We start from the raw sequence: 20,339 nt of genomic DNA on the forward strand, positions 1-20,339 counted from the left end.
CACAGGTCCGAGCAGGTCAGAGGCCGTTGTCAGACCCTGCTGCCACACTCGCAGCATGACCGACCGGTGGGCTCTCGCTCCGGCCGAGGACGGTGGCGTGGAATTCGCCCCCCTCGGCCCCGGCGGGCTGCTCACCGGCCCGGTGCGGCGGGCCGCGGACCCCGCCGAGGCGGTACGGGGCCTGCCGGACGTCACGCGCTGGGTGTGGCGGTCGACGGCCGAGACGTATCCGCGACTGCTCGCCACGGGGGTGCGAGTGGAGCGGTGCTACGACGTCGAGGACGCGGAGACGCTGCTGCTGGGCCACGAGGGGCGGTCCGGCGAACCGCGTTCGGCGGCCGCCGCCCTGGCCCGGCTGCGCGGCGGCCCCGTACCGCCGGATCCGCCGCAGCGCTCCGCCGAACCCGGCTCGCAGTCGCCCCTCTTCGAGCCGCAGTCCGTGCACCTGCCGCTGACGGACCTCGTCGAGGTGTACACCGAGCAGCAGCGCCGGCACGACGCCACCGCGCACCCGGACCGGATGCGGCTGCTGACCGCGGCCGAGTCGGCGGGGATGCTGGTGGCCGCCGAGATGAACCGTTCCGGACTGCCGTGGAGCGCCGACGTGCACCGCCGGGTGCTGCACGAACTGCTCGGCGAGCGGTACGCGGGCGGTGGTGAACCCCGGCGCCTGGCCGAGCTCGCCGACGAGGTGTCCGCCGCCTTCGGCCGCCGGGTCCGCCCCGACCTGCCCGCCGATGTCGTCAAGGCCTTCGCGCAGGCCGGGATCAAGGTGAAGTCGACCCGGCGCTGGGAGCTCGAGTCGGTCGACCATCCGGCCGTGAAACCGCTGATCGAGTACAAGAAGCTGTACCGCATCTGGGTCGCGCACGGCTGGTCCTGGCTCCAGGACTGGGTGCGCGAGGGCCGCTTCCGGCCCGAGTTCCAGGCGGGCGGGACCGTCACCGGCCGCTGGGTCACCAACGGCGGGGGCGCGCTCCAGATCCCGAAGGTCATCCGCCGGGCCGTGGTCGCCGAACCCGGCTGGCGGCTCGTCGTCGCGGACGCCGACCAGATGGAGCCGCGCGTCCTCGCGGCGATCTCCCGCGACCCCGGCCTGATGGAGGTGGCCGGCCGGGAGACCGACCTGTACCAGTCCGTCTCCGACCGTGCCTTCTCCGGCGACCGCGCCCAGGCCAAACTCGCCGTGCTCGGCGCGGTCTACGGCCAGACCTCCGGCGACGGCCTCAAGAACCTCGCCGCACTCAGACGCCGCTTCCCCAAGGCGGTGGCGTACGTCGACGACGCGGCCCGCGCGGGCGAGGAGGGGCGGCTCGTACGGACCTGGCTCGGCCGGACCTGCCCACCGGCGGCCGGCACGGGCGACGACGCCTCCGAGGAGGCCGGCATCCCCGTCACGGAGGACGAGTCCGCCGACCGGCAGTGGGCGCCCGGGTACGCCTCCACCGACGCCCGCGCCCGCGGCCGCTTCGCCCGCAACTTCGTCGTCCAGGGCAGCGCCGCGGACTGGACGCTGCTGCTGCTCGCCGCGCTGCGGCAGTCCTGCGCGGACATGGCGGCCGAACTGGTCTTCTTCCAGCACGACGAGGTGATCGTGCACTGTCCCGAGGAGGAGACCGAGACGGTCGTGGCGGCGATCCGGGAGGCGGCGGAGCTGGCGGGCCGGCTGACGTTCGGCGAGACGCCGGTGCGGTTTCCGTTCACCACGGCGGTGGTGGAGTGTTATGCGGACGCGAAGTGATCACCGTATGCCCGCCTCTTCGAGCAGCTCCCGGAGTTCCCGGAGCACCGCCTTCCCGTCCGTCCCCTCCAGCGCGTCGAGAGCCGAGCGCCACGCCTCGTACGCCTCCTCGGCACGCCCCCGCTCCCGCAGCAGCAGGCCCTGCTGGTGGTGGGCGAGACCGCCCGTGTAGCGGTCGGCGCGGGCGTCCGCGCGGCTCAGCAGTTCGGCGCACTCGTGGCCGGCCTGTTCGGTGCGGCCGAGCAGGCGCAGGGCGCGGACGAGGCCGAGCCGGGTCTGCGATTCGCCGTGCCAGTCGCCGTGGCCGCCGAGGATGCGCAGGCTCTCCTCGAAGTGCTCGGCCGCGGCGGCCGGTTCGCCGAGGCTGAGGTGGGCGTACCCGATGTTGCAGTGCGCGGAGTGCTGCACGATGACGTTGCCGATCGCGTCGCCGATGGCGAGGGAACGGCGATGCTGCTCGATGGCGGCCCGGGGGTCGGTGTGCTCGTACAGGTTGCCGAGGTGGCTGTGGGTCACGGCCTCGCCGTGCGGGTCGTTCAACTGCCGTGAGTACTCCAGGCTCTGGCGCAGGGCCCGGCCCGACTCGGCGTGGCGGCCGAGCCCTTCGAGCAGCAGCCCGCGGTTGTTGAGGCAGCGGCGGATCCAGGAGGGCGTGCCGAGCCGCCGCCAGATCTCCAGGGCACGGTCGTTGAGGTCGAGGGCGTCGCCCTGACGGCCGCTCAGGAAGCGCAGGCCGGCGAGGTCGCCCAGCGCGTACGCCTCGGCGGCCTCGTCCCCGAGCCGCCGCGCCACACCGAGGCCGGCCCGGCCGAACACCTCCATCTCGGCGAGGCGCCCGCTGCGCTGGACGTAGGGGAAGAGGAGGCGGACGAGGGTGGAGAGGTGCGCGGCCGTGCGGTCCTCGGTGTCCTCGGCGTACCGCTCCACCAGCGCCACGACGTTCTCCAGCTCCGAGTCGCCCCAGGCGAAGGCGTCTTCGGGGCGGGTGAAGGGGGGTATGGCAGCGACGTGCTCCGGGTGTTCGGGAGGCTGTGCCGCGGTCGGGCGGCGGCGGTCGTCCTGGTCGAGGCCGGGTTCGACGATCGCGGTGAGGGTGCGTTCGGCCACGGCGGCGTACCAGCGCAGGGCGCGGAGGGTCGACGGGGTGTCGTGGCCCTCGGCGGCGAGGTCGGCATCGTCGCTCTCGGCGAGTTCGCGGGCGAAGTCACGGACCAGGTCGTGGGGGGCGTAACGGCCGTACGCCGTCTCCTCCAGGAGCGCCACGTCGACGAGGCGGTCGAGCGCGGCCTCGGCGCGGGCCTCGTCGGTGCCGATGAGGCGGGCGAGGAGGGGGGCGCCGTAGACGGGGAGATCGAGGGCTCCGATGTGGCGCAGGGCGAGGGCGGCGTCGCGGTCGGCCCGCCGGTCGGAGACGGCGAGCGCGTCGTGGGCGACGGCCAGGGACCGGCGGACGCTGAGGTCGTCGTACTCCAGGTGGTGCAACCGGCCTTCGGTGGCGGCCAGTTGGCCGGCCAACACGTCCGGGGTGAGGGCATGGCGTGCGGCCAGCCGGGCGGCGACGACGCGCAGGGCGAGGGGGAGGCGGCCGGTGAGCTCCACGAGGGGGTGGGCGGCACCCAGGGCGCCCCGGCCGGAGGCCGCCCGCAGCAGCGCCGCGCTCTCCTCGTCGCTCAGTGGAGTGAGCCGGAAACGGTGGGCCCCGTCGAGCGCGGTCAGCGGTGAGCGGCTGGTGACGATCACCGCGCAGCCGGCGCCGGCGGGCAGCAGCGGCCGCACCTGCGCGGCGTTGGCGGCGTCGTCCAGCACCAGCAGCGTGCGCGTCGGCGCGAGCAGTGAGCGGAGCAACGCGGTGGCCGCGTCCGGGTGTTCGGGGATGGCGCGGGGGTCGGCGCCGAGGTTGCGGAGGAGCGCGGTGAGGGCCTGGCCCGGGGTGAGAGGGGTCATGCCGGGGGTGGCGCCGTGCAGATTGAGGTAGAGCTGCCCATCGGAGAAACGTTCCCGCAGCCCGTGCGCCACGTGGAGCGCGAGCGCGCTCTTGCCGACGCCGGGCATGCCGCTGATGACGGCGAGGGCGGGGGCTGATGCCGGTTGCCCGCCAGGGGTGAGGGTTCGGCGCAGGGCGTCGCCCATGGCGGTTCGGCCGACGAAGTGGGCCGGGGGCGGCGGCAGTTGAGCGGGGCTGGGCGGACGGACGGAAGGTGCGGGGGCCCGGTCGTCTTCGCGCGTAGCTTCGACCGGCGGCACGTCACCGTCGGACCCGGGAGAGCCGTACACGGGCGAGCCGTGCGCAGTGGCGTCGTACGCAGCGGCGTCGTACACAGGCGAACCGTGCGACACCCCCTGCAGCACCTCCACATGCGCCTCCCGCACCCCCGGCCCCGGCTCGATGCCGAGTTCCTCGACGAGGCGGGTGCGCAGGTCGCGGTGGACGGCGAGGGCCTCGGCCTGGCGGCCGGTGCGGTGCAGGGCGAGCATCAGCTGGCGGTGGTACGCCTCCCGCAGCGGATGCTCGGCGGCCAGCTCGGCCAACTCCGGTACGAGAGCGCCGAGTCGTGTGCCGCCGAGGGTCAGTTCGGCGTCGTACCGCCACTCCAGAAGGAGCAGCCGCGCCTCCCGGAGGCGCTGCACGAAGGCGTACCCGCCCAGTTCGGACGGGAGCCCGCTGAGCGGCGTGCCCCGCCACAGCGCGAGCGCGTCCCGGCACTCGCGCACGACCCGTTCGCTGTTCCGGGCGGCGTGCGCGCCGCGTGCGGCGGCGACGTGCCGCTCGAAGACGTGGACGTCCAGCTCGCCCTGCTCGACGCGCAGCAGATAGCCGGGCGGTACGGCCCGCAGCCGTCCGGGGTCGTCGAGCAGCCGCCGCAGCCGGGTCACGTGGTTGTGCAGGGAGGCCTTGGCGGACGGCGGCGGGGCACCGCCCCACAAGGCGTCCTTGAGCGACTCGACGGAGACGGTACGGCCGGCTTCGAGCAGCAGCGCGGCCAGCAGGACCCGTGCCTTGGGGCTTCGGACGGCGCGGATGCCGACGTCGTCCCGGCCGTCGTACAGGACGGGCGGCCCCAGCAGTCCGAACCGCAGCTCGTACTGCAGCCCGCACCCCGTCACGCCCACTGCCTTCCGCACGTCACGCCCGATCGCACTCTCACCCGGCGGCCGAACGGACAACCGTTGGCGCCATGTTAGCGATCCGTTGGTGTGGCCTGATGTGATCGTTGCATCGGATCTGGCCCGAGGGTGCGCGCGTACGACGCGCAACTCGGGGGAGTGTCGCCGTCGCGGCCGGATCCGCGTACGGACGAGGGTCCCGGTCGTCGGAGGTGAACGGCCGGGACCCTCGTCCGTGCGGCGTCCGGTCGGCCGTACGAGATCCGGCCGGCGTCAGATGACCGGCGGCCGGCCCAGCCGGCTGAGCCGCCAGACGGTCCGCCAGCGCATCGGGCGCCGCTCACCGGCAGGCTGTCGTACACCCTCCACGAATCCGCCGAACCACGCGCGCAATCCGGCCGCCGACCGCACCCGCAGCAGCGTGAGCAGCGTCCACACGCCCAGATGCACGGGAATCAGCGCGAGCGGGAGCCGGCGGCGGACCAGCCAGACCCGGTTCCGGGCGTTCACCCGGTAGTAGATGGCGTGCCGGGCGGGCGAGGTCTTCGGGTGCTGGAGCAGCAGCTCGGGCGCGTACAGGATCCGCCAGCCGCCGTCGGCGGCCCGCCAGGCCAGGTCGGTCTCCTCGTGGGCGAAGAAGAACTCGGCGGGCCAGTCCCCGATCTCGCCGAGCATCGTCATGCGGAAGGCGTGCCCGCCGCCGAGGAACCCGGTGACGTACCCGCCCCGCATCGGATCGGCGGAGCCGACACGGGGGACGTGCCGCTGCTGGGTCTCGCCGTGCTCGTCGGCGATGCGGAACCCGACGATGCCGAGGCGCGGGTCGGCGACGAACAGGTCCGCCACCCGGCGCAGCACATCGGCGTCGACGAGGAGCCCGTCGTCGTCCAGCTCGACGACGACATCGATGTCCCCGAATTCCCGCAGCCGGGCCAGCGCCACGTTCCGCCCACCGGGGCAGCCGAGGTTCTCCTCGACATCGATGGTGGTGACCTCGCCGGGCAGGGACAGCCGCGCGGCGAACTCGGGCAGCCGGCAGCCGTTGCCGACGATCACGATGCGCTGAGGGGCAAGATCCTGCTTGGCCACGGACTCCAGCAGCGCGTCGACTTCCGCAGGCCGGTTCCCCATGGTCACCACAGCGACACCGATCCTCGGTTCCCGCACGCCCTCACCCCAATCCCGGCCGACCATCGCGCTCGCGATGCTAGCCGTTCACGGTAAGGACTTTCTCAGTACGCCCGCGGAGCCGGGGCCATTCACCGGCAGCGGCTGTGACAACGACTCCGGCGCAGAAGCACCGGAGTCGCCCTTCCGGGCGGCTGCACGTGAGAGTGTGCCGACCCGCAGTCCGAGTACCGCGGTCGCCACGGTTCACACATGTCCCGGACGTCGAATCGACCACGCTCTCGATCTCCGACCGGGATCCAGGTCGTCGCCGGGCCGCGGGGCCGCCGGGCCGCCGAGTCGCCGGTTCGCCGGTTCGCCGGTTCGCCGGTTCGCCGGTTCGCGGGGAGCACTGCACCCTGCGGCAGGTCAGCGCCCGGTGACGTCCCCCGCCAGGGTGAACGGAGCCTCGGGGGGAGCTTCGACCTGCTCGGTCGGCGCGACCTGATCGGCCTGATCGGCCGTCGGCAGGAGACGGTCCTCCCACCACGACAGGCCCATCAAGGTGGCGAGCAGGACGAAGGGGGCCGCAGCCGGAACGATCAGCGCGTACGTACATGAGTACCGCCCGGATTGAATCCTCCCCTCCCTGAAGGGGAGGGGATTCCTGGCTCAGGCCGCCTCCTGGAGCAGCGCTCCAGGAGGTCTTCCGCCATCGGCGCCAGCCGGGTTGAGACCTGCCCGGACGAGCATGACGCGGGCGGAGTTCTTGTCCCGTGGGGACGCGGTTCCGCACGCGGTGCAGGTGTAGGTGCGCTCACCCAGCGGCAGACGATGCTTGGCTCTCGCATCGCAGTGCGCGCAGTCCATCGTGGTGTGCGCGGGGTGTACGAGGCGGATGTCCCGCCCGTGTTTGCGGCCCATCTCGATCAGGGCGGCCCTGGTGGCGCCGATGGCGGCGTCGGCGGCCTTGCGGGCCATGGTCGTCCTGGCCAGGAACTTGGGGCGGAAGTCCTCGACGGCGACGGTGTCGTGGTCGCGGACCACCTTCTTCGGTGCCGCGCCCGCATCGTGCGGGCGGTGCCGGAGCGGCCGAGCCCGTGACGCGGCGGATTTCCGTACCGATGCGCGCGCTGCGCCCCCTGAGGAGCGCGATGGCGGTGCGACGCTGCCGGGGGCAGGGGCGGCACGACGCACGCTAGTCCTCGCTCCGATTCCCCGACAGGTGACAAGCGGCCATCCCGAGCGGTCGTCCCTCCGGATGGCACGTAGCGACCTCGGACGCTGTCCGTGCCCTGCGGACAGGACTACGCTGCGCGTTGAGGCCCCAGTCCCCGGCATCCGGCATTCATGCCGCAATTTCGCTCCGGGGAGGCCCGCCGTGTTCGTTCTGCTTCTCGTCCTCGTTCTGGTCCTGTTCGGCTTCGGCTTCCTCCATCCCGTCTGGTGGTTGATCGCGGCCGTGTTGGTCGTCGTCATCGGCCGGTCCCGTGGGGGCGGCCGGGGCATCGGGGGTGATTCCGGTTCGGGGGAGTACCGGGAGTACCGGGACCGCAGGGAGCGTCAGGACCGCTGGGACCGTCGCTACATCCGCCAGCACCGGGCCCGCTGGGACCGCGAGGACCGACACGACCGCCAGGACCGACACGACCGCCAGGACCGCCAGGACCGCCGGTGACCGAGGAGTGGCCTGGTGGCCGGCGGTTCCGGAACGGCTTCGGCCCGGCCGGACGCATCGACCTCAAGGAGGGGTACATGTCATGCAGCGCACGGAAGTGATCCAGAAAGAGCGTTGGACTCTGACAGCCGAGGCCTCATGGGGGAACGCGCCTGCCGCGCGGGAGGTCGTCGCGCTGCGCGCCGAGAACGATCAGCTGCGGCGGGCACTGGCCCGCCGTGCGGTCATCGACCAGGCCCGCGGCATGGTGATGGTCCTGACCCCCTGCCACCGTGGACCGGCCAGGCACCTGCTGGTGGACGCATCGCGGCAGTGCGGCATGACACTGGCGGGCCTGTCCGCGGTCCTGGTCTCAGCCTGGGAGGGCGTGCCTCTCCCGGACGACGTACAACGGGCGATGCGGCGTGCGCTGCGACGGCATCACGCGGCATACCGGTGAGAGGGAAGCCGCCCATCTGCTTCGACTGACACGCCGCTGACTCCCATGGACACGAGCACCACGTTGTGAGGTATGCGCATGAGCCAGGAGACCACGTCTCGTGAGGAACAGCGGATGGTACGGGCCGTGGCCACGGCGAGGGATGCGGCATTGGCGGCCGAGGTCGTCGAACTGCGTTCCAGGAACGCGCAGTTGGGCCGGGCGCTGGAGAGCCGCGCGGTGATCGACCAGGCGCGCGGGATGGTGATGGCCCTGGGGCCGTGTTCCGGCGAGCATGCCTGGGACCTGCTGGTGGACGTGTCGCAGCACTGCAACGTCAAGCTCCGGTACGTGGCTGCCGCCCTGGTCGCCACGACGAAGGACGAGGCGCTCCCGGAGCAGATCCGGCAGGAGCTGCGCCGAGCGCTGCAGCGCCTTCACACGCCGGACCGCAGATGACGGCGTGCGCACTGTGCGGGCGGCACCGGGAGCTGTGAGCTCAACTCTCCGGTGCCTCGTGCCCGGGCCGGCTGCCGGACGTCTCCTGGGTTGCCCGCCCCGTTCATCCCAAACCCCGGCCCGCCATTTCCCTGGCTATGCTCGGGGCAGCGTCCCAGACCCCGGCGGCTCGTTGCTCAGCACGATGACAGTGGCGAACGGGCCTTGGTCCCATCGCCCGGTGCATCGCCCGGGAGGGAACCCGGCCGTTTCAGGTCCGGCGCAGAAATCGCCGTACCGGCCACTGCTTCGCCTCCCCCCTCCGCCGAACGTACGCCCGACCGCACCGGAAGCGCGGCCAAGAGGGGCCGGGAGCCCGGCACCACCACTGCCCTGCTGTCCGGACGGTCTCCTGAACCGAGGCGTCATGTCCCTACCGAAGTCGAACGTCCACCGGCACGACAGGAAGAAGCGGGCACTGATCACGTCCGCGGCCCGCGGAGGTGTGCGGTGACGACCCTGCCCCCACGCGGGCCGGCCCGAACACCCGGCGGCGGTGGGTCGTACGCCGAGGGCGCGGTGCGGTTGCGCCGGGTGAACCGCCGACAGGTGGAGGGGCTGCGGGAGGACTTGGCGGATCTGTACGTGGACTCCCGTACGACGGCGTCCCGGGAGGAACCGCCCGGCGAGGAGTACCGCCGTCGCTGCCGCGAGGACTTCCTGGACCCTCTCGCCGCGGACCTGCGTCGACCCGGTTTCGCCATGGTGATCGCGGAGACGGACTGCCCGGTGGGCTGCGCCCACGGATTCCCGGTACGCCGAGACGGCTCCTGGTGGCTCGGGTTCGACAGTGCGCCGCCCCGCGGTGACGGGCAACTCGCCCGGCCCGGCGGCGTTTTCGCGTTCACCGGCATCCTGGTCCGGCCGCCCCCACGGGACCGGGCCCTGGCCCGTCGGCTGCAGCAGCGGCTGCTGACCGACCACCGGGCCTCGCTCGGCGTGACGTCGGTGGACCAGGCCGATGTCACGACCCTGGCCGCGCTCCACTCCTGGGGATGGCTGGACGCCGGAGACATCTGGCGGCCGGCGAGCCCCACCTTGTTCCGTGTGCTGGTCCTTCCGCACGGGGAACGGGCGGTCGAGCGGCCGGCCGGACTCGCCCGCCACGTCCGGACGCGGTGGTCCGGGTGAGGCCCGGCAGCCGTGCGGCCCGTATCCAGCTGCTGGTCGCGGAACAGGCGGCCGTACGCGGTGCCCGCGTCGGTGTGGTGGACGTGTGCACCGCGGCCGTGGTCGCGCTGCCGGTCGGCGGGGCCGGGCTGTCGGCGATGTCAGGGGCCGCACCGAGCCATCCGCTGTGCAGCACCGACGACGTCAGCGAACAGCTGGAGGAGCTGCAGCTCACGCTGGGCGAGGGCCCCTGCGTGGACGCCTTCGCCCACGGCTCGGCCGTCCTGACACCCGATCTGCGAAGGGGTGAACGGCAGGACCGCTGGCCCGTGTTCGTCGACGCCGCCCTGGAGGCCGGAGCCCGCGCGGTCTTCGCGCTCCCGCTGCAGGTGGGGGCGATCAGCCCCGGAGTCCTGGACCTGTACGCCCACGTTCCGGTGCGGTTGAACGCCGAGGAGCTGGCCGACGCGCTGGCGCTCGCCGATCTCGCCACTCTGGTGCTGCTCGACGCGCGGATCGACGAGGCGGGCGGGCCGGGCGGTGGCCCCGCCGAGGATCTGGGCGCGTACCGGGCGGAGATCGACCAGGCCACCGGCATGCTCACCGTCCAGCTCGGCGTCGGCATCGAGGAAGCCTTCGTCCGGCTGCGCGCCCATGCCTACGCCCACGAACGCCGGCTCGCCGACGTGGCCGCCGACCTGGTGTCCCGCCGTATCCGCCTCTCCCCCGGTACTTGAACGCCCTCGGTCGTTCCGGGAACGCGGTGCGCGCAAGTCATGCCGGGAATGCGGTGCGCCGCACTTCCCGCCCGTCCCGTCCCTTCCTGTCCCTTCCCGTCCCGCCCCGTCCCTTCCCGTCCCGGCAAGAACGTTCCCAACAGAGGGTGCCCACCATGAATCAGCAGCTCCTGGCCAAGACCTTCGTCGAGCTGGCGGACAACCTGGTCGCCGACTTCGATCTGATCGACTTCCTGCGCCTGCTGACCGACCGCTGCGTCGGCCTGCTCGGCGCGAACGCCGCCGGGGTGCTGCTCGCCGACCGGAACGGCGAACTTCGCGTGATGGCCGCCTCGGACGAACAGGTACGTCTGCTGGAGCTCTTCCAGCTCCAGAACGACGAAGGTCCCTGTCTCGACTGCTTCCGCACCGGCGCGCCCGTGGCCGTCGCCGACCTCAGCAGGGAGACCGCCCGCTGGCCGCGCTTCGCCGTACAGGCCGGGCGCAGCGGCTTCGGGGCGGTCCAGGCCCTGCCGATGCGGCTGCGGGACGAGGTCGTCGGCGCCCTCAACCTCTTCCGCGCCGCCCCCGGCCCCTTCGACCCGGCCTCCACACCCCTGGCCCAGGCCCTGGCCGACGTCGCCACCATCAGCCTCCTGCAACAACGCACCACAGAACGCCACACGGTCCTCAACGAACAGCTGCAGAACGCGCTGAACAGCCGTGTACTGATCGAACAGGCCAAGGGCAAACTCGCCGAACGCCAGGGCATCGACATGGAACAGGCCTTCACCGCGCTGCGCGCCTACGCCCGCGCGCACAACCGCCGCCTGTCCGACCTGGCCCGCGCCTTCATCGACGGCGCGGAACCTCTTCCCGGCCTGAACGCCTGACCCGGCCCATGCCCATGCCCCTGACCCTGACCCTGCCCCGGCCCCGGCCCCTGTCCCTGGCCCTGTCCCTCACCGGCAGGACTGCGCGGGCTGCGACGGCACCAGTACCGGCTCTCCGCGGGGCGGATCGCCCGCCTCGCCGAGATCCGTCCGCCGGCTCGTGCGGCGCCACAGCCGTCCCGGCGACAGGTAGAAGCGGTCCGGCAGGAACACGGCGTCCGCGATGATCATCGCGCCGGAGAAGAGGGGCAGTCCCATGAGGACGGCGATGCCCAGGTGCATGCTCAGCAGCATGGTCAGGACCGGGTACTTGAGCCGTCCGAACAGGACGAACGGGAAGGCGACCTGCAACAGCACCGTGAGGTAGCAGGCGATGCTGATCAGTACGTCGTGCTCGTCCACGATGAGGGAGAGCTCGGGCCATGGCCGGAACAGGTCGAGGTTCAGGACGTAGTGGAGAGCGGTCCCGTTGCCCCAGGAGCCGCCCTGCACCTTGTAGAGACCCGCGGATCCGTAGAGGAAGCAGACCTGGGCCGCGATGACGAACATGGCGCAGTTGTGCAGTACCGCCGTCAACGTCCGGCGGAACCGGCGGAGTTCCTCTGCTCCCTGAGCCACCGGCGTACGCGGCGCCGTGCCCGCGAAGGCCCGAAGGCGGTTTCTGCGCGCATCCAGGGACCAGCGCCTGCCGCACGTGGTGAAGACGAGGTACATGGCCATGAGGAGGATGAGGTTGTCTCCTCCGTCGGTCATGAAGATCGCTCTGGCGTGGAACGAGGCCACCATGACAGCGAACAGCACGGACACCGCTCTGGTCCGCCAGCCCAGCATGAACAGCGCGGACGTGACGAGGGCCAGCGCGTAACAGACCTCGAAGTACGCCCGGCTGTCGGACAGCGTGAGGATGCTGGCCCACCCCGTCTGGTCGAACAGCTGCCTCGCCAGCTCGGGCGTCCACGGCGACCCGGGGCCCCAGATCTCGTCGCGGTGCGGAAACTCGCGCAACAGGAAGACCAGGTAGAGGAGTCCGTACCCGATGCGCAGGACCGCCGCGGCGTAGAGGGACACCGGCCGCTCCGTCAGGACGGTGAGAAACTCACCGATCCGGCGCGGTGCGCGCGTCTGCTCAGTTTCCATGGGAGGTCACCTTCCACCAGGGCAGGTACCGCGTTTCGGCAGGCTTCGATGCGGCGGCGGCCTGGCCTGTCCCGCCGACCTCGGCCGGCGCGGCGATGGGCACCGTGATCACGCGCAGCTGGACGGACTCGAAGCTTCCGCCTCGTCGGCCGGAGATGCGGTCCGCCGCGATGTTGGCCAGGTACTGCTGGATCATCAGCGCCCGCTGCGAGCCCGGCCGGTCGTCGCCGCCGTGGGTCTCGAGGTACGAACTCCAGGCCCGCCGCAGCATGTTCTGTGTCGTATGGCTCGGGAAGGCGTTGTGCTCCACCGCCGAGTTGTCGACGGCGGTCAGGTCGAACCAGCCACTCACCCGCACGCTGCCGTCCGGGGCGGTGTGCATGGTCCTCGCCGAAATCTGCCGGTTGACCGACTCGGGATCCGGCGCGAAGAGCCGCCAGTTCTGCTCGAACAGCGGAAAGACCCACGCATTGACCTGCCGACTGTATTGCCGGGAGAGGGGGTTCGGTGGTGCCACGTGCAAAAACACGAGGAGAACATGCACCAGGGCCGTCGCGAGGCACAGGATCACGGTGACACTCGTTCCCGCTCTCAGGAGAACGCGCGAAGGCTCGGCGGGCTGCCGTTGGTACGCAGGGGGTTTTTCACCCCGGTCTCGCTGTTCTGTCGGCTCGACGCCGGCGCTGGCTTCTCTCATCGCTTCTCCTGCGATTTCGCCAACGGCGCGCGACGGAATCGACAAACGATCCGCCGCGCGCCGGTCGTCCTGCTCGCTCAAATGGAGCTAGGCAGACTTCTTGTCGTGGCTTTCGCGAACGCTGCCATAGCCATCGGGCTTCCCGGGCTTCTCGGGCTTGCCGGGCTTGCCCGGCTTCCCCTCGTGGCCACCGGGCTTCCCCTCGTGGCCACCGGGCTTCCCCTCGTGGCCACCGGGCTTCTCACCATGCTCGTGGCCACCGGGCTTCTCACCATGCTCGTGGCCACCGGGCTTCTCACCGTGGTGGCGGCCCGGCTTCTCGCCATGGTGGCCGCCGGGTCCACCGATCACGCCACCCGCGGCGCCGCCGCCCAGGGTTCCTCCCGAGGCGCCACCCGGGGTTCCTCCTGAGGTGCCGCCGTCGGTTCCTCCTGAGGTGCCGCCATCGGTTCCTCCTGAGGTGCCGCCGGACAGGACGCCACCGAGAACCCCACCGATGACACCGCCCACCGTCGTGCCGCCGGTCAGGACGCCACCGAGAACCCCACCGCTGATGACGCCGCCCACCGTCGTCGTGCCGCCGGTGGTCCCGTCCGCGCACGGCCCCAGGAAGATGTTGTTGGTGTCCAGCGTCACGGCGCCGAGACCGGTACCGCCCGCATCGGCCAGCAACCGGCCGTTGATGGACGCGTCCGTGTTGGCGGTGATCGAGGTGTGGGCCAGGATGGTGCCCCCGAACTCGGATTCGGTACCGAGCACGGCCGAGCTGCCCACCTGCCAGAACACATTGCACGGCGAGGCGCCGTTGACGAAGCTCACCGTGCTGTTGGATGCCGTCGTCAGCGCCGAACCGATCTGGAACACCCAGACGGCATTGGGGTTGCCCAAGGCGTCCAGGGTGAGTGTGCCGGTGATGGCAGCGGAGCTGTTCGCCTTGTAGATGCCTGGCGTCAGCGTCTGACCACCGAACTCGTGGGGAGCGTCGTTGTACACCGCGTTCGGCGGAACCTGTCCGGCAGCCTGGTTGTACCCGGTGGTCAGGTGGTTCTTGGCCAGGGCGGCGACACCATCGGCAGCGTGCAGAGTCCCGGGGGGAGTCACGATGCCGGGCCCTCCGTCGGACGCGAAGAACCCGGTGATGGCCGACCCGGGACTCACGCCGACGTTGCGGCCGTTGACGACCGTGGGACCGGTGTTGGTGACCGTCGCACCAGCCAGCACTCCGAAGCTGGCCGCCGTACCCAGAGGGACAGGAGTCGCAACGGCATTTGCGCGCGTCGGCGTCAACGCGAGGATGACGGCGGCGATCACCACAGCCGTCACCGCCGCAATCCAGACCGACATCGGACGCCGTAGAGGCGCCTCAGGAATATTCAGCGTCATCGAGGGGCCAACTCCTGTGAGAAAGGCGACTATTCGGTGATTCCTGGTCGCACAGAATCGCCTGCTTCTGTCGCGGGCATATTACGCAGACAAGAAATCAAATTACGGTTCATTCGAGCGTTGTCCCTGAAATCGACTAACGCATTGCGAATAACATAGAAATACTTAATGGGCCGAATGGCGGCGGCTGACCACCCAGGACCTCACACCGGCCGTTCACGCGACGAAGCGTGCGCGACGTCTTGACGTGTACTTGGCATGATGGCTTCATGGGAGCGCTCCCATAATCACGCGGGCAATCCCCCCACCCGGTGCGAGAGGAACCCCATGCAGACCTCCCCCCACCCGGCAGGACCCGACCCGGCCGGACCCCACCCGGCCGGACTCCGCAAGGCCGGACGAGGACTGGCGGCCGCTCTCACGGCCGTACTCATCGCCTGTCTGCTCTCCTTGACCGGCGCCCCCCGAGCCCACGCCGCGCCGGGCGACGGCTCGGTGTCCGACCCCAACATCGCCTACGTCGGCCGCTGGGACACCGGCTCGGGCACGACGGCCGTGGCCAACTGGACGGGCGCGTACGTGCAGACGTCCTTCACCGGCACCACGGTGAAGGTGAAGACCAGAGACGCGGTTAACTTCTACGCGAGCGTCGACGGCAAGCCCGACGTCTTCTACGCGGGCGTACGCGGCACGGTGAACCTGACTCCCCAGCCCCTGTCGTCGGGCACCCACACCCTGCGGATCAACTACCGCTCCGGAGACACCGCCTTCCAGGGCCTGGTCCTGGACTCCGGTGCCCGCACGGTCGCTCCGGCCGCATCGGCCGGGCTGATCGAGTTCGTCGGCGACTCCATCACCGCCGGCGCCCTCACCGACCGGCTGGCGCTCGACTCGTACGCCTGGAAGACCGGCGAACAACTGGGGATGCGGCACACCCAGGTCGCCCGCTCCGGGTACTGCCTCGTAGCCCAGTCCGGCTGCACCGGTCTGAGCAGCCAGTTCTTCAGACTGGCCAGCACCGGCGGTACGGACTGGGACTTCTCCCGCTACCAGGCGAGCGCGGTCGTCATCAACCTCGGCACCAACGACATCGGGCACGGCGTGACCGGCGCCGCGTTCCAGTCGGCGTACACCGCGTTCCTGCGCGACATCCGCGCCAAGTACCCGAACGCGGTCCTCTTCGCGGTGCAGACCCTCAAGAAGCGCTACGTCACCGAGACGAAGGCCGCCGTCAGCGCCCGCAACAGCGCCGGTGACGCCAAGGTCCGCTACGTCGACACGACGGGCTGGCTCACCGACGGCACCGACTACGAGGACGGCAACGGGCACCCCAACGAAGCGGGCCACACCAAGTTCGCGAACCGCCTGGCCCCCGTCATCAGCGGCGCCACGACCCTGTCCGCCAGGGCGGCGGCACCCGGCCAGCCCGGCGACCCGAACATCAAGTTCGTCGGGCGCTGGGACACCACCAGTTCCGCCACCGCCTACACGCCCTACTGGGCCGGCGCGTACTACCGCGTCGGTTTCACCGGCACGACCGTCCGGCTCAAGCAGCGGAACACGATCGACTTCTGGGCGCGCATCGACGACGGGCCCGTGAAGTTCTACGACGACGTCAAGGGGACGGTGAACCTGACCCCGGCCGCGCTGCCCGCCGGCCGGCACACCCTCCAGGTCAACTACCAGGTGGTCGCGGGTTCCTACCGCGGTGACGCCGTCTTCCAGGGGCTCGTCCTCGACAGCGGCGCGACGACCTTCGCGCCGGCCGCCCCGGGCAAGCTGATCGAGTTCGTCGGCGACTCGATCACCGTGGGCACGACGACCTCGCAGAACGCCCGTACCGCCTACGGCTGGCTGATCGGGGAACGGCTGGGCACCGAGCACACACAGATCGCCCAGGGAGGCGCCTGCCTCGTGGCCGCGGCAGACGGGTGCGTGGGCCTGGAGCAGCAGTTCACCAAGCTCAACCCGAATGCCACCACACCCGACTGGGACCTCTCCCGCTACCGGGCCGACGCGGTCGTCATCAACCTCGGCACCAACGACGTCGGGCACGGGGTGAGCTCGACGCAGTTCCAGGCGGCCTACACCAGCCTGCTGCGCAAGGTCCGCGCCGCCTACCCGCAGGCCTGGATCTTCGCGCTGGAGACCTTCCGCGGACGGTACGTCCCGCAGACGCAAGCCGCCGTCGGCGCGGCGGTCCAGGGCGGCGACTCGCGGGTCTCCTTCGTCGACACCACGGGCTGGCTGGGCTCCGGCGACCTCACCGACTCGGTGCACCCCAACGACCAGGGCCACCGCGTCATCGCCGACCGCCTCGCACCGGTCATCGCCGCCAGGATCGGGGCCTGAGGGACGCCGGGCGGACGTCCGGAGGCGGTGCAACCCGGTCGACCAAGTCCGACTTGTCCGTTTCTGGTGCGGCGGGCACGCTGAGGACTATGAGTGACACGCCCGGCGTGAATTGAGCACGGATGGACACCAGAGCCGCCACGGCCACCATCAGCCCCCGAGGCACCGTCACGGGCTGGAGCGAGGGGGCCCGGCGGCTGCTGGGCTACCGCGCCTCGGACGTCGTGGGCCACGCCGCGGCCGAGCTGCTCGCCGTGGAAGGCTCCCGCCCGGCCGGGGTCACCCTCGTCGACTCGCAGGAATGGAGCGGCACGGCGGCCTTCCGTCACCAGGACGGTCGTCGCGTCGATCTGGCCCTGCACTCCTACCCCTCACTGGACGGCGACGGCAAGGCCCAGGGATTCGTCGTGACCGCCACCGCGGACACGGCCGAGCCGGGATACGACCGGAGGATGGTGGAGTGGGCGTCCACCCAGTCCTCCGTTGCCATGTCCACATTCACCACGGGGTCGCGCCGCTGGCGGCCCAACACGGTGGCGTCGGCGGAAACAGGGTCGCCGTACCCGGTCGTCCTCGACGCGGAGGGCGCCGACGAGGGGTTTCTGCGGCTCGTCCACCAGGTGGCCGAGGACGCGAAGCCGATGCGCTACGAGCGCTTCGCACCGGGACCTTCCTCGTCCCGGCAGCACGCCTGGATCATCGAGTTGTGGCCCGTCACGGACCCCTCCACCGGCCGGGTGTGCGGGGTCGGCACCGCGGCGTTCAACAGCAGCGAGCAGCACTGGGCCCGGCAGCGCCTGGCTTTGCTGAACGAGGCGGGTGCCTGTATCGGCACCACCCTGGACGTGGAGCGCACCGCCCAGGAACTCGCCGACCTGGCCGTGCCCCGGCTGGCCGACTTCGTCAGCGTGGACCTGCTCGACTCCGTGACGCGCGGGGAGGAGCCGGTGCCGGGCCCCGTCGACGCGGCCGTGGTGCTGCGCCGGATCGCCCACCAGTCCGCCGCCGAGGGCGTGCCCGAGGCCGCCGTGCGCCTCGGCCACGTCGACACCTACCCCGCGTTCTCGCCTCCCGCCCGCTGCCTGGCCACCGGCCGACCCCTGCTCAGCGGGACGGACGACCCCGACTTCGTCCAGTGGATCGCCCGGCACGAGGCCAGAAGCGCCAGCGTGCGGGCGTACGGATTCCACTCGATCATGGCGGTCCCGCTGCGGGCCCGCGGGATCACGCTCGGTGTGGCGGTCTTCGCCCGGGGCAGTTCCTCGGAGCCCTTCGAGCAGGACGACCTGGTCCTCGCCGAGGAACTCGCGGGCAGGGCGGCCGTCGGCATCGACAACGCGCGCCGCTACACCCAGGAGCACACCAACGCCCTCACCCTCCAGCGCAGCCTGCTGCCCCACGGCCTGCCCCGACAGGCGGCCGTCGAAGTGGCGTACCGCTATCTCCCGGCCGGCTCGGGGGTCGGCGTGGGCGGCGACTGGTTCGACGTGGTTCCCCTGTCCGGCACCCGGGTCGCCCTGGTCGTCGGCGACGTGGTCGGGCACGGCCTGCACGCCTCCGCCACCATGGGCCGGCTCCGCACGGCGGTGCGCACCCTCGCCGATGTCGACCTGCCCCCGGACGAGCTCCTCACCCACCTCGACGACCTGGTCACCCACCTCACCTACGACGACGAGAGCATCCCCGAGGAGATGCCGTCCGCCGGCGAGATCGGCGCCACCTGCCTGTACGCCGTCTACGACCCGGTCTCCCGCGTCTGCACCCTCGCCAGCGCCGGCCACCCGCCGCCCGCCGTGCTGTATCCCGACGGCACGGTCAGTGTGGTCCGACTCTCCCCGGGGCCGCTGCTGGGCGTCGGCGGACTGCCCTTCGAGGCCACCGAGCTGGAACTGCCCGAAGGCAGCCTGCTCGCCTTCTACACCGACGGCCTGATCGAGTCCCGCGACCACGACATCGGCCTCGGCCTCGACCGGCTGTGCGAATCGCTCGGCTCACCCGCCCCGTCGCTGGAGGTCACCTGCGACGCCGTACTCAAAGCGCTGCTCCCCGAAAGCCCGGACGACGACGTGGCCCTGCTCCTCGCCCGCACCCGCGCCCTGCACACCGACCAGGTCGCCGCCTGGTCCCTGCCGTCCGACCCGTCGATCGTCGCGGACGCCCGCGCCCAGGCCTCCCGCCAGCTGGCCGCCTGGGGGCTGGAGGAAGCGGCGTTCGTCACCGAGCTGGTGGTGAGCGAGCTGGTCACCAACGCCATCCGGTACGGGGAGGTCCCCATCGGGCTGCGGCTGATCCGCGACCGGACGCTGATCTGCGAGGTCTCCGACGCCAGCAGCACCGCACCCCACCTGCGCCGCGCCCGTACCTACGACGAGGGCGGACGCGGGCTGCACATGGTCGCCCAGCTCACCCAGGGCTGGGGCACCCGCCAGACCCCGACCGGCAAGACCATCTGGGCCGAACAACCCCTGCCGGTCAGCTGAGATGACGAGGCCGACGGAGGATCCGAGGGCAGCCGGGACCGCCCCGCCCGCAAGGGCAGGGGCCACGGCGGAAGGTGGCACGCGCACCCTCGGTCTGGTCTATCCGCCGGCAGGACGCAACCGCGACTACACGGGGATGCAGCTCTCCTTCGTCGGCGGCGTGGCCGAGGCGGCCACGACGTACGACTACGACCTCCTCCTCTCCCCCGCCGACCGGGCGAGTGACCCGTCCTTCCGGCGGATGATCGAAGGGGGGCGGGTGGACGGCGTGATCGTCATGGAGATCCGGCTGGAGGACGACCGGGTCGAGCACCTCGCCAAGGCCGGCTTCCCCTTCGTCACCATCGGGAGGAACAGCAGGGCGGAGGAGACCGGCTGGGTCGATCTGGACTTCGCGGGCCTGGCACGCGGCTGCGTGTACCACCTGGCCGACCGGGGCCACCGCCGGATCGCCTTCGTCAACCGGTCGGAACAGCTCTTCCAGAGCGGGTACGGCTTCGCACACCTCGGACTCGAGGGCTACACCAAGGCCATGGCGGAGCAGGTCCTCACCCCCCGCGCGTACCTCTGCGGCGACGACGTCGCCGCCGGGGAAGCGGTCCTGGAACAGATCCTGCTGGACGATCCGGCGACCACCTCGCTGGTCACCATGAACGAGGCGGCCCTCGAGGGCCTGTACCGCGGGCTGACCCGGCACGGCCGCGCCGTGCCGCGCGACTTCTCGGTCGTCGGCGTGGCGGCCGGCCGCTGGGCGGAGCAGGTGGACCCGCAGCTCACCGCGGCCGAGATCCCCGCCAAGGAGATGAGCCGGGTGGCCGTAGACCTGATGGTTCGACGGCTCACCTCCCCGGGCTCACCTCCCCGGCACGTCCTGCTGAAACCCCTGATCTCCCTGCGGGCCAGCACCGGGGCCTGCCGGCCGGTGCCCGGTTCGGAGCCCGAACGGGAATTCCCGGATCTCGACGACTTCCCTGATCTGCCGGACGCACCCGATCCGTCGGACCCCGACTTCTGACCTGGAGTG

Annotated in this window: 15 protein-coding genes and 1 pseudogene; 10 read left to right on the forward strand and 6 right to left on the reverse strand. The window is 71.6% G+C overall.

The window, feature by feature from the left end:
* The first annotated feature begins 55 nt into the window (after positions 1-55).
* Positions 56-1,741, forward strand: a complete 1,686-nt coding sequence (locus ADK57_RS15510) for a bifunctional 3'-5' exonuclease/DNA polymerase (RefSeq protein ID WP_053750045.1) — start codon at positions 56-58, stop codon at positions 1,739-1,741.
* Here the strand turns inward: ADK57_RS15510 and ADK57_RS15515 are convergent, their stop codons facing one another.
* The 3 genes and pseudogenes from ADK57_RS15515 to ADK57_RS15525 all read right to left on the reverse strand — a co-directional run.
* Positions 1,742-4,864: a BTAD domain-containing putative transcriptional regulator gene (locus ADK57_RS15515; RefSeq protein WP_420711860.1), complete on the reverse strand. Its 3,123-nt coding sequence runs from the start codon at positions 4,862-4,864 to the stop codon at positions 1,742-1,744.
* Positions 4,865-5,119: 255 nt separating this feature from the next.
* The gene (locus ADK57_RS15520; protein WP_107091562.1) at positions 5,120-6,013 is read right to left on the reverse strand and encodes a glycosyltransferase family 2 protein; all 894 of its coding nucleotides are present in this window, start codon (positions 6,011-6,013) and stop codon (positions 5,120-5,122) included.
* Between the two features lie 612 nt (positions 6,014-6,625).
* A pseudogene (locus ADK57_RS15525) lies at positions 6,626-7,009 on the reverse strand (zinc ribbon domain-containing protein); the annotation flags it as partial.
* 325 nt (positions 7,010-7,334) lie between these two features.
* On the opposite strand from ADK57_RS15525, the gene ADK57_RS15530 reads away from it, so the two are divergent.
* The 6 genes from ADK57_RS15530 to ADK57_RS15555 all read left to right on the forward strand — a co-directional run bounded on the left by ADK57_RS15530 (position 7,335) and on the right by ADK57_RS15555 (position 11,266).
* Positions 7,335-7,631 (forward strand): hypothetical protein, encoded by a 297-nt coding sequence (locus tag ADK57_RS15530; protein WP_053750047.1) that lies wholly within the window; start codon positions 7,335-7,337, stop codon positions 7,629-7,631.
* A gap of 82 nt (positions 7,632-7,713) precedes the next feature.
* Positions 7,714-8,070, forward strand: a complete 357-nt coding sequence (locus tag ADK57_RS15535; protein WP_063785953.1) for an ANTAR domain-containing protein — start codon at positions 7,714-7,716, stop codon at positions 8,068-8,070.
* 78 nt (positions 8,071-8,148) lie between these two features.
* Positions 8,149-8,508 carry an ANTAR domain-containing protein gene (locus tag ADK57_RS15540; protein ID WP_053750128.1) on the forward strand — a complete coding sequence of 120 codons (360 nt, stop codon included), beginning with the start codon at positions 8,149-8,151 and terminating at the stop codon, positions 8,506-8,508.
* A 489-nt stretch (positions 8,509-8,997) separates the two neighbouring features.
* Positions 8,998-9,678 (forward strand): hypothetical protein, encoded by a 681-nt coding sequence (locus ADK57_RS51145; RefSeq protein WP_234390199.1) that lies wholly within the window; start codon positions 8,998-9,000, stop codon positions 9,676-9,678.
* Positions 9,675-10,394, forward strand: coding sequence for an ANTAR domain-containing protein (locus ADK57_RS15550; protein WP_053750130.1), 720 nt, complete (start codon positions 9,675-9,677; stop codon positions 10,392-10,394). The genes ADK57_RS51145 and ADK57_RS15550 overlap by 4 nt, the downstream gene beginning before the upstream one ends.
* Before the next feature lie 155 nt (positions 10,395-10,549).
* The gene (locus tag ADK57_RS15555) at positions 10,550-11,266 is read left to right on the forward strand and encodes a GAF and ANTAR domain-containing protein (protein WP_053750048.1); all 717 of its coding nucleotides are present in this window, start codon (positions 10,550-10,552) and stop codon (positions 11,264-11,266) included.
* Between the two features lie 69 nt (positions 11,267-11,335).
* On the opposite strand, the gene ADK57_RS15560 is transcribed toward ADK57_RS15555, so the two are convergent.
* Genes ADK57_RS15560 through ADK57_RS15570 form a run of 3 tightly spaced genes read right to left on the reverse strand, consistent with a single transcriptional unit; the run spans position 11,336 to position 14,414 of the window.
* Positions 11,336-12,403, reverse strand: a complete 1,068-nt coding sequence (locus tag ADK57_RS15560) for an HTTM domain-containing protein (protein ID WP_053750049.1) — start codon at positions 12,401-12,403, stop codon at positions 11,336-11,338.
* Positions 12,393-13,181, reverse strand: coding sequence for a DUF5819 family protein (locus ADK57_RS15565; protein WP_324612194.1), 789 nt, complete (start codon positions 13,179-13,181; stop codon positions 12,393-12,395). The genes ADK57_RS15560 and ADK57_RS15565 overlap by 11 nt, the downstream gene beginning before the upstream one ends.
* Positions 13,182-13,187: 6 nt before the next feature.
* Positions 13,188-14,414 carry an ice-binding family protein gene (locus ADK57_RS15570; RefSeq protein WP_234390201.1) on the reverse strand — a complete coding sequence of 409 codons (1,227 nt, stop codon included), beginning with the start codon at positions 14,412-14,414 and terminating at the stop codon, positions 13,188-13,190.
* A gap of 396 nt (positions 14,415-14,810) precedes the next feature.
* Between ADK57_RS15570 and ADK57_RS15575 the strand changes: the two genes are divergently transcribed.
* The 3 genes from ADK57_RS15575 to ADK57_RS15585 all read left to right on the forward strand — a co-directional run bounded on the left by ADK57_RS15575 (position 14,811) and on the right by ADK57_RS15585 (position 20,330).
* Complete coding sequence (locus tag ADK57_RS15575) at positions 14,811-16,835, forward strand: GDSL-type esterase/lipase family protein (protein ID WP_063785954.1); 2,025 nt, start codon at positions 14,811-14,813, stop codon at positions 16,833-16,835.
* Positions 16,836-16,957: 122 nt separating this feature from the next.
* Complete coding sequence (locus tag ADK57_RS15580; protein WP_053750052.1) at positions 16,958-19,315, forward strand: ATP-binding SpoIIE family protein phosphatase; 2,358 nt, start codon at positions 16,958-16,960, stop codon at positions 19,313-19,315.
* 136 nt (positions 19,316-19,451) lie between these two features.
* Positions 19,452-20,330: a substrate-binding domain-containing protein gene (locus tag ADK57_RS15585; RefSeq protein WP_053750053.1), complete on the forward strand. Its 879-nt coding sequence runs from the start codon at positions 19,452-19,454 to the stop codon at positions 20,328-20,330.
* Positions 20,331-20,339: the final 9 nt, after the last annotated feature.

The sequence above is a fragment of the Streptomyces sp. MMG1533 genome (assembly GCF_001279775.1).
Classification (GTDB): domain Bacteria; phylum Actinomycetota; class Actinomycetes; order Streptomycetales; family Streptomycetaceae; genus Streptomyces.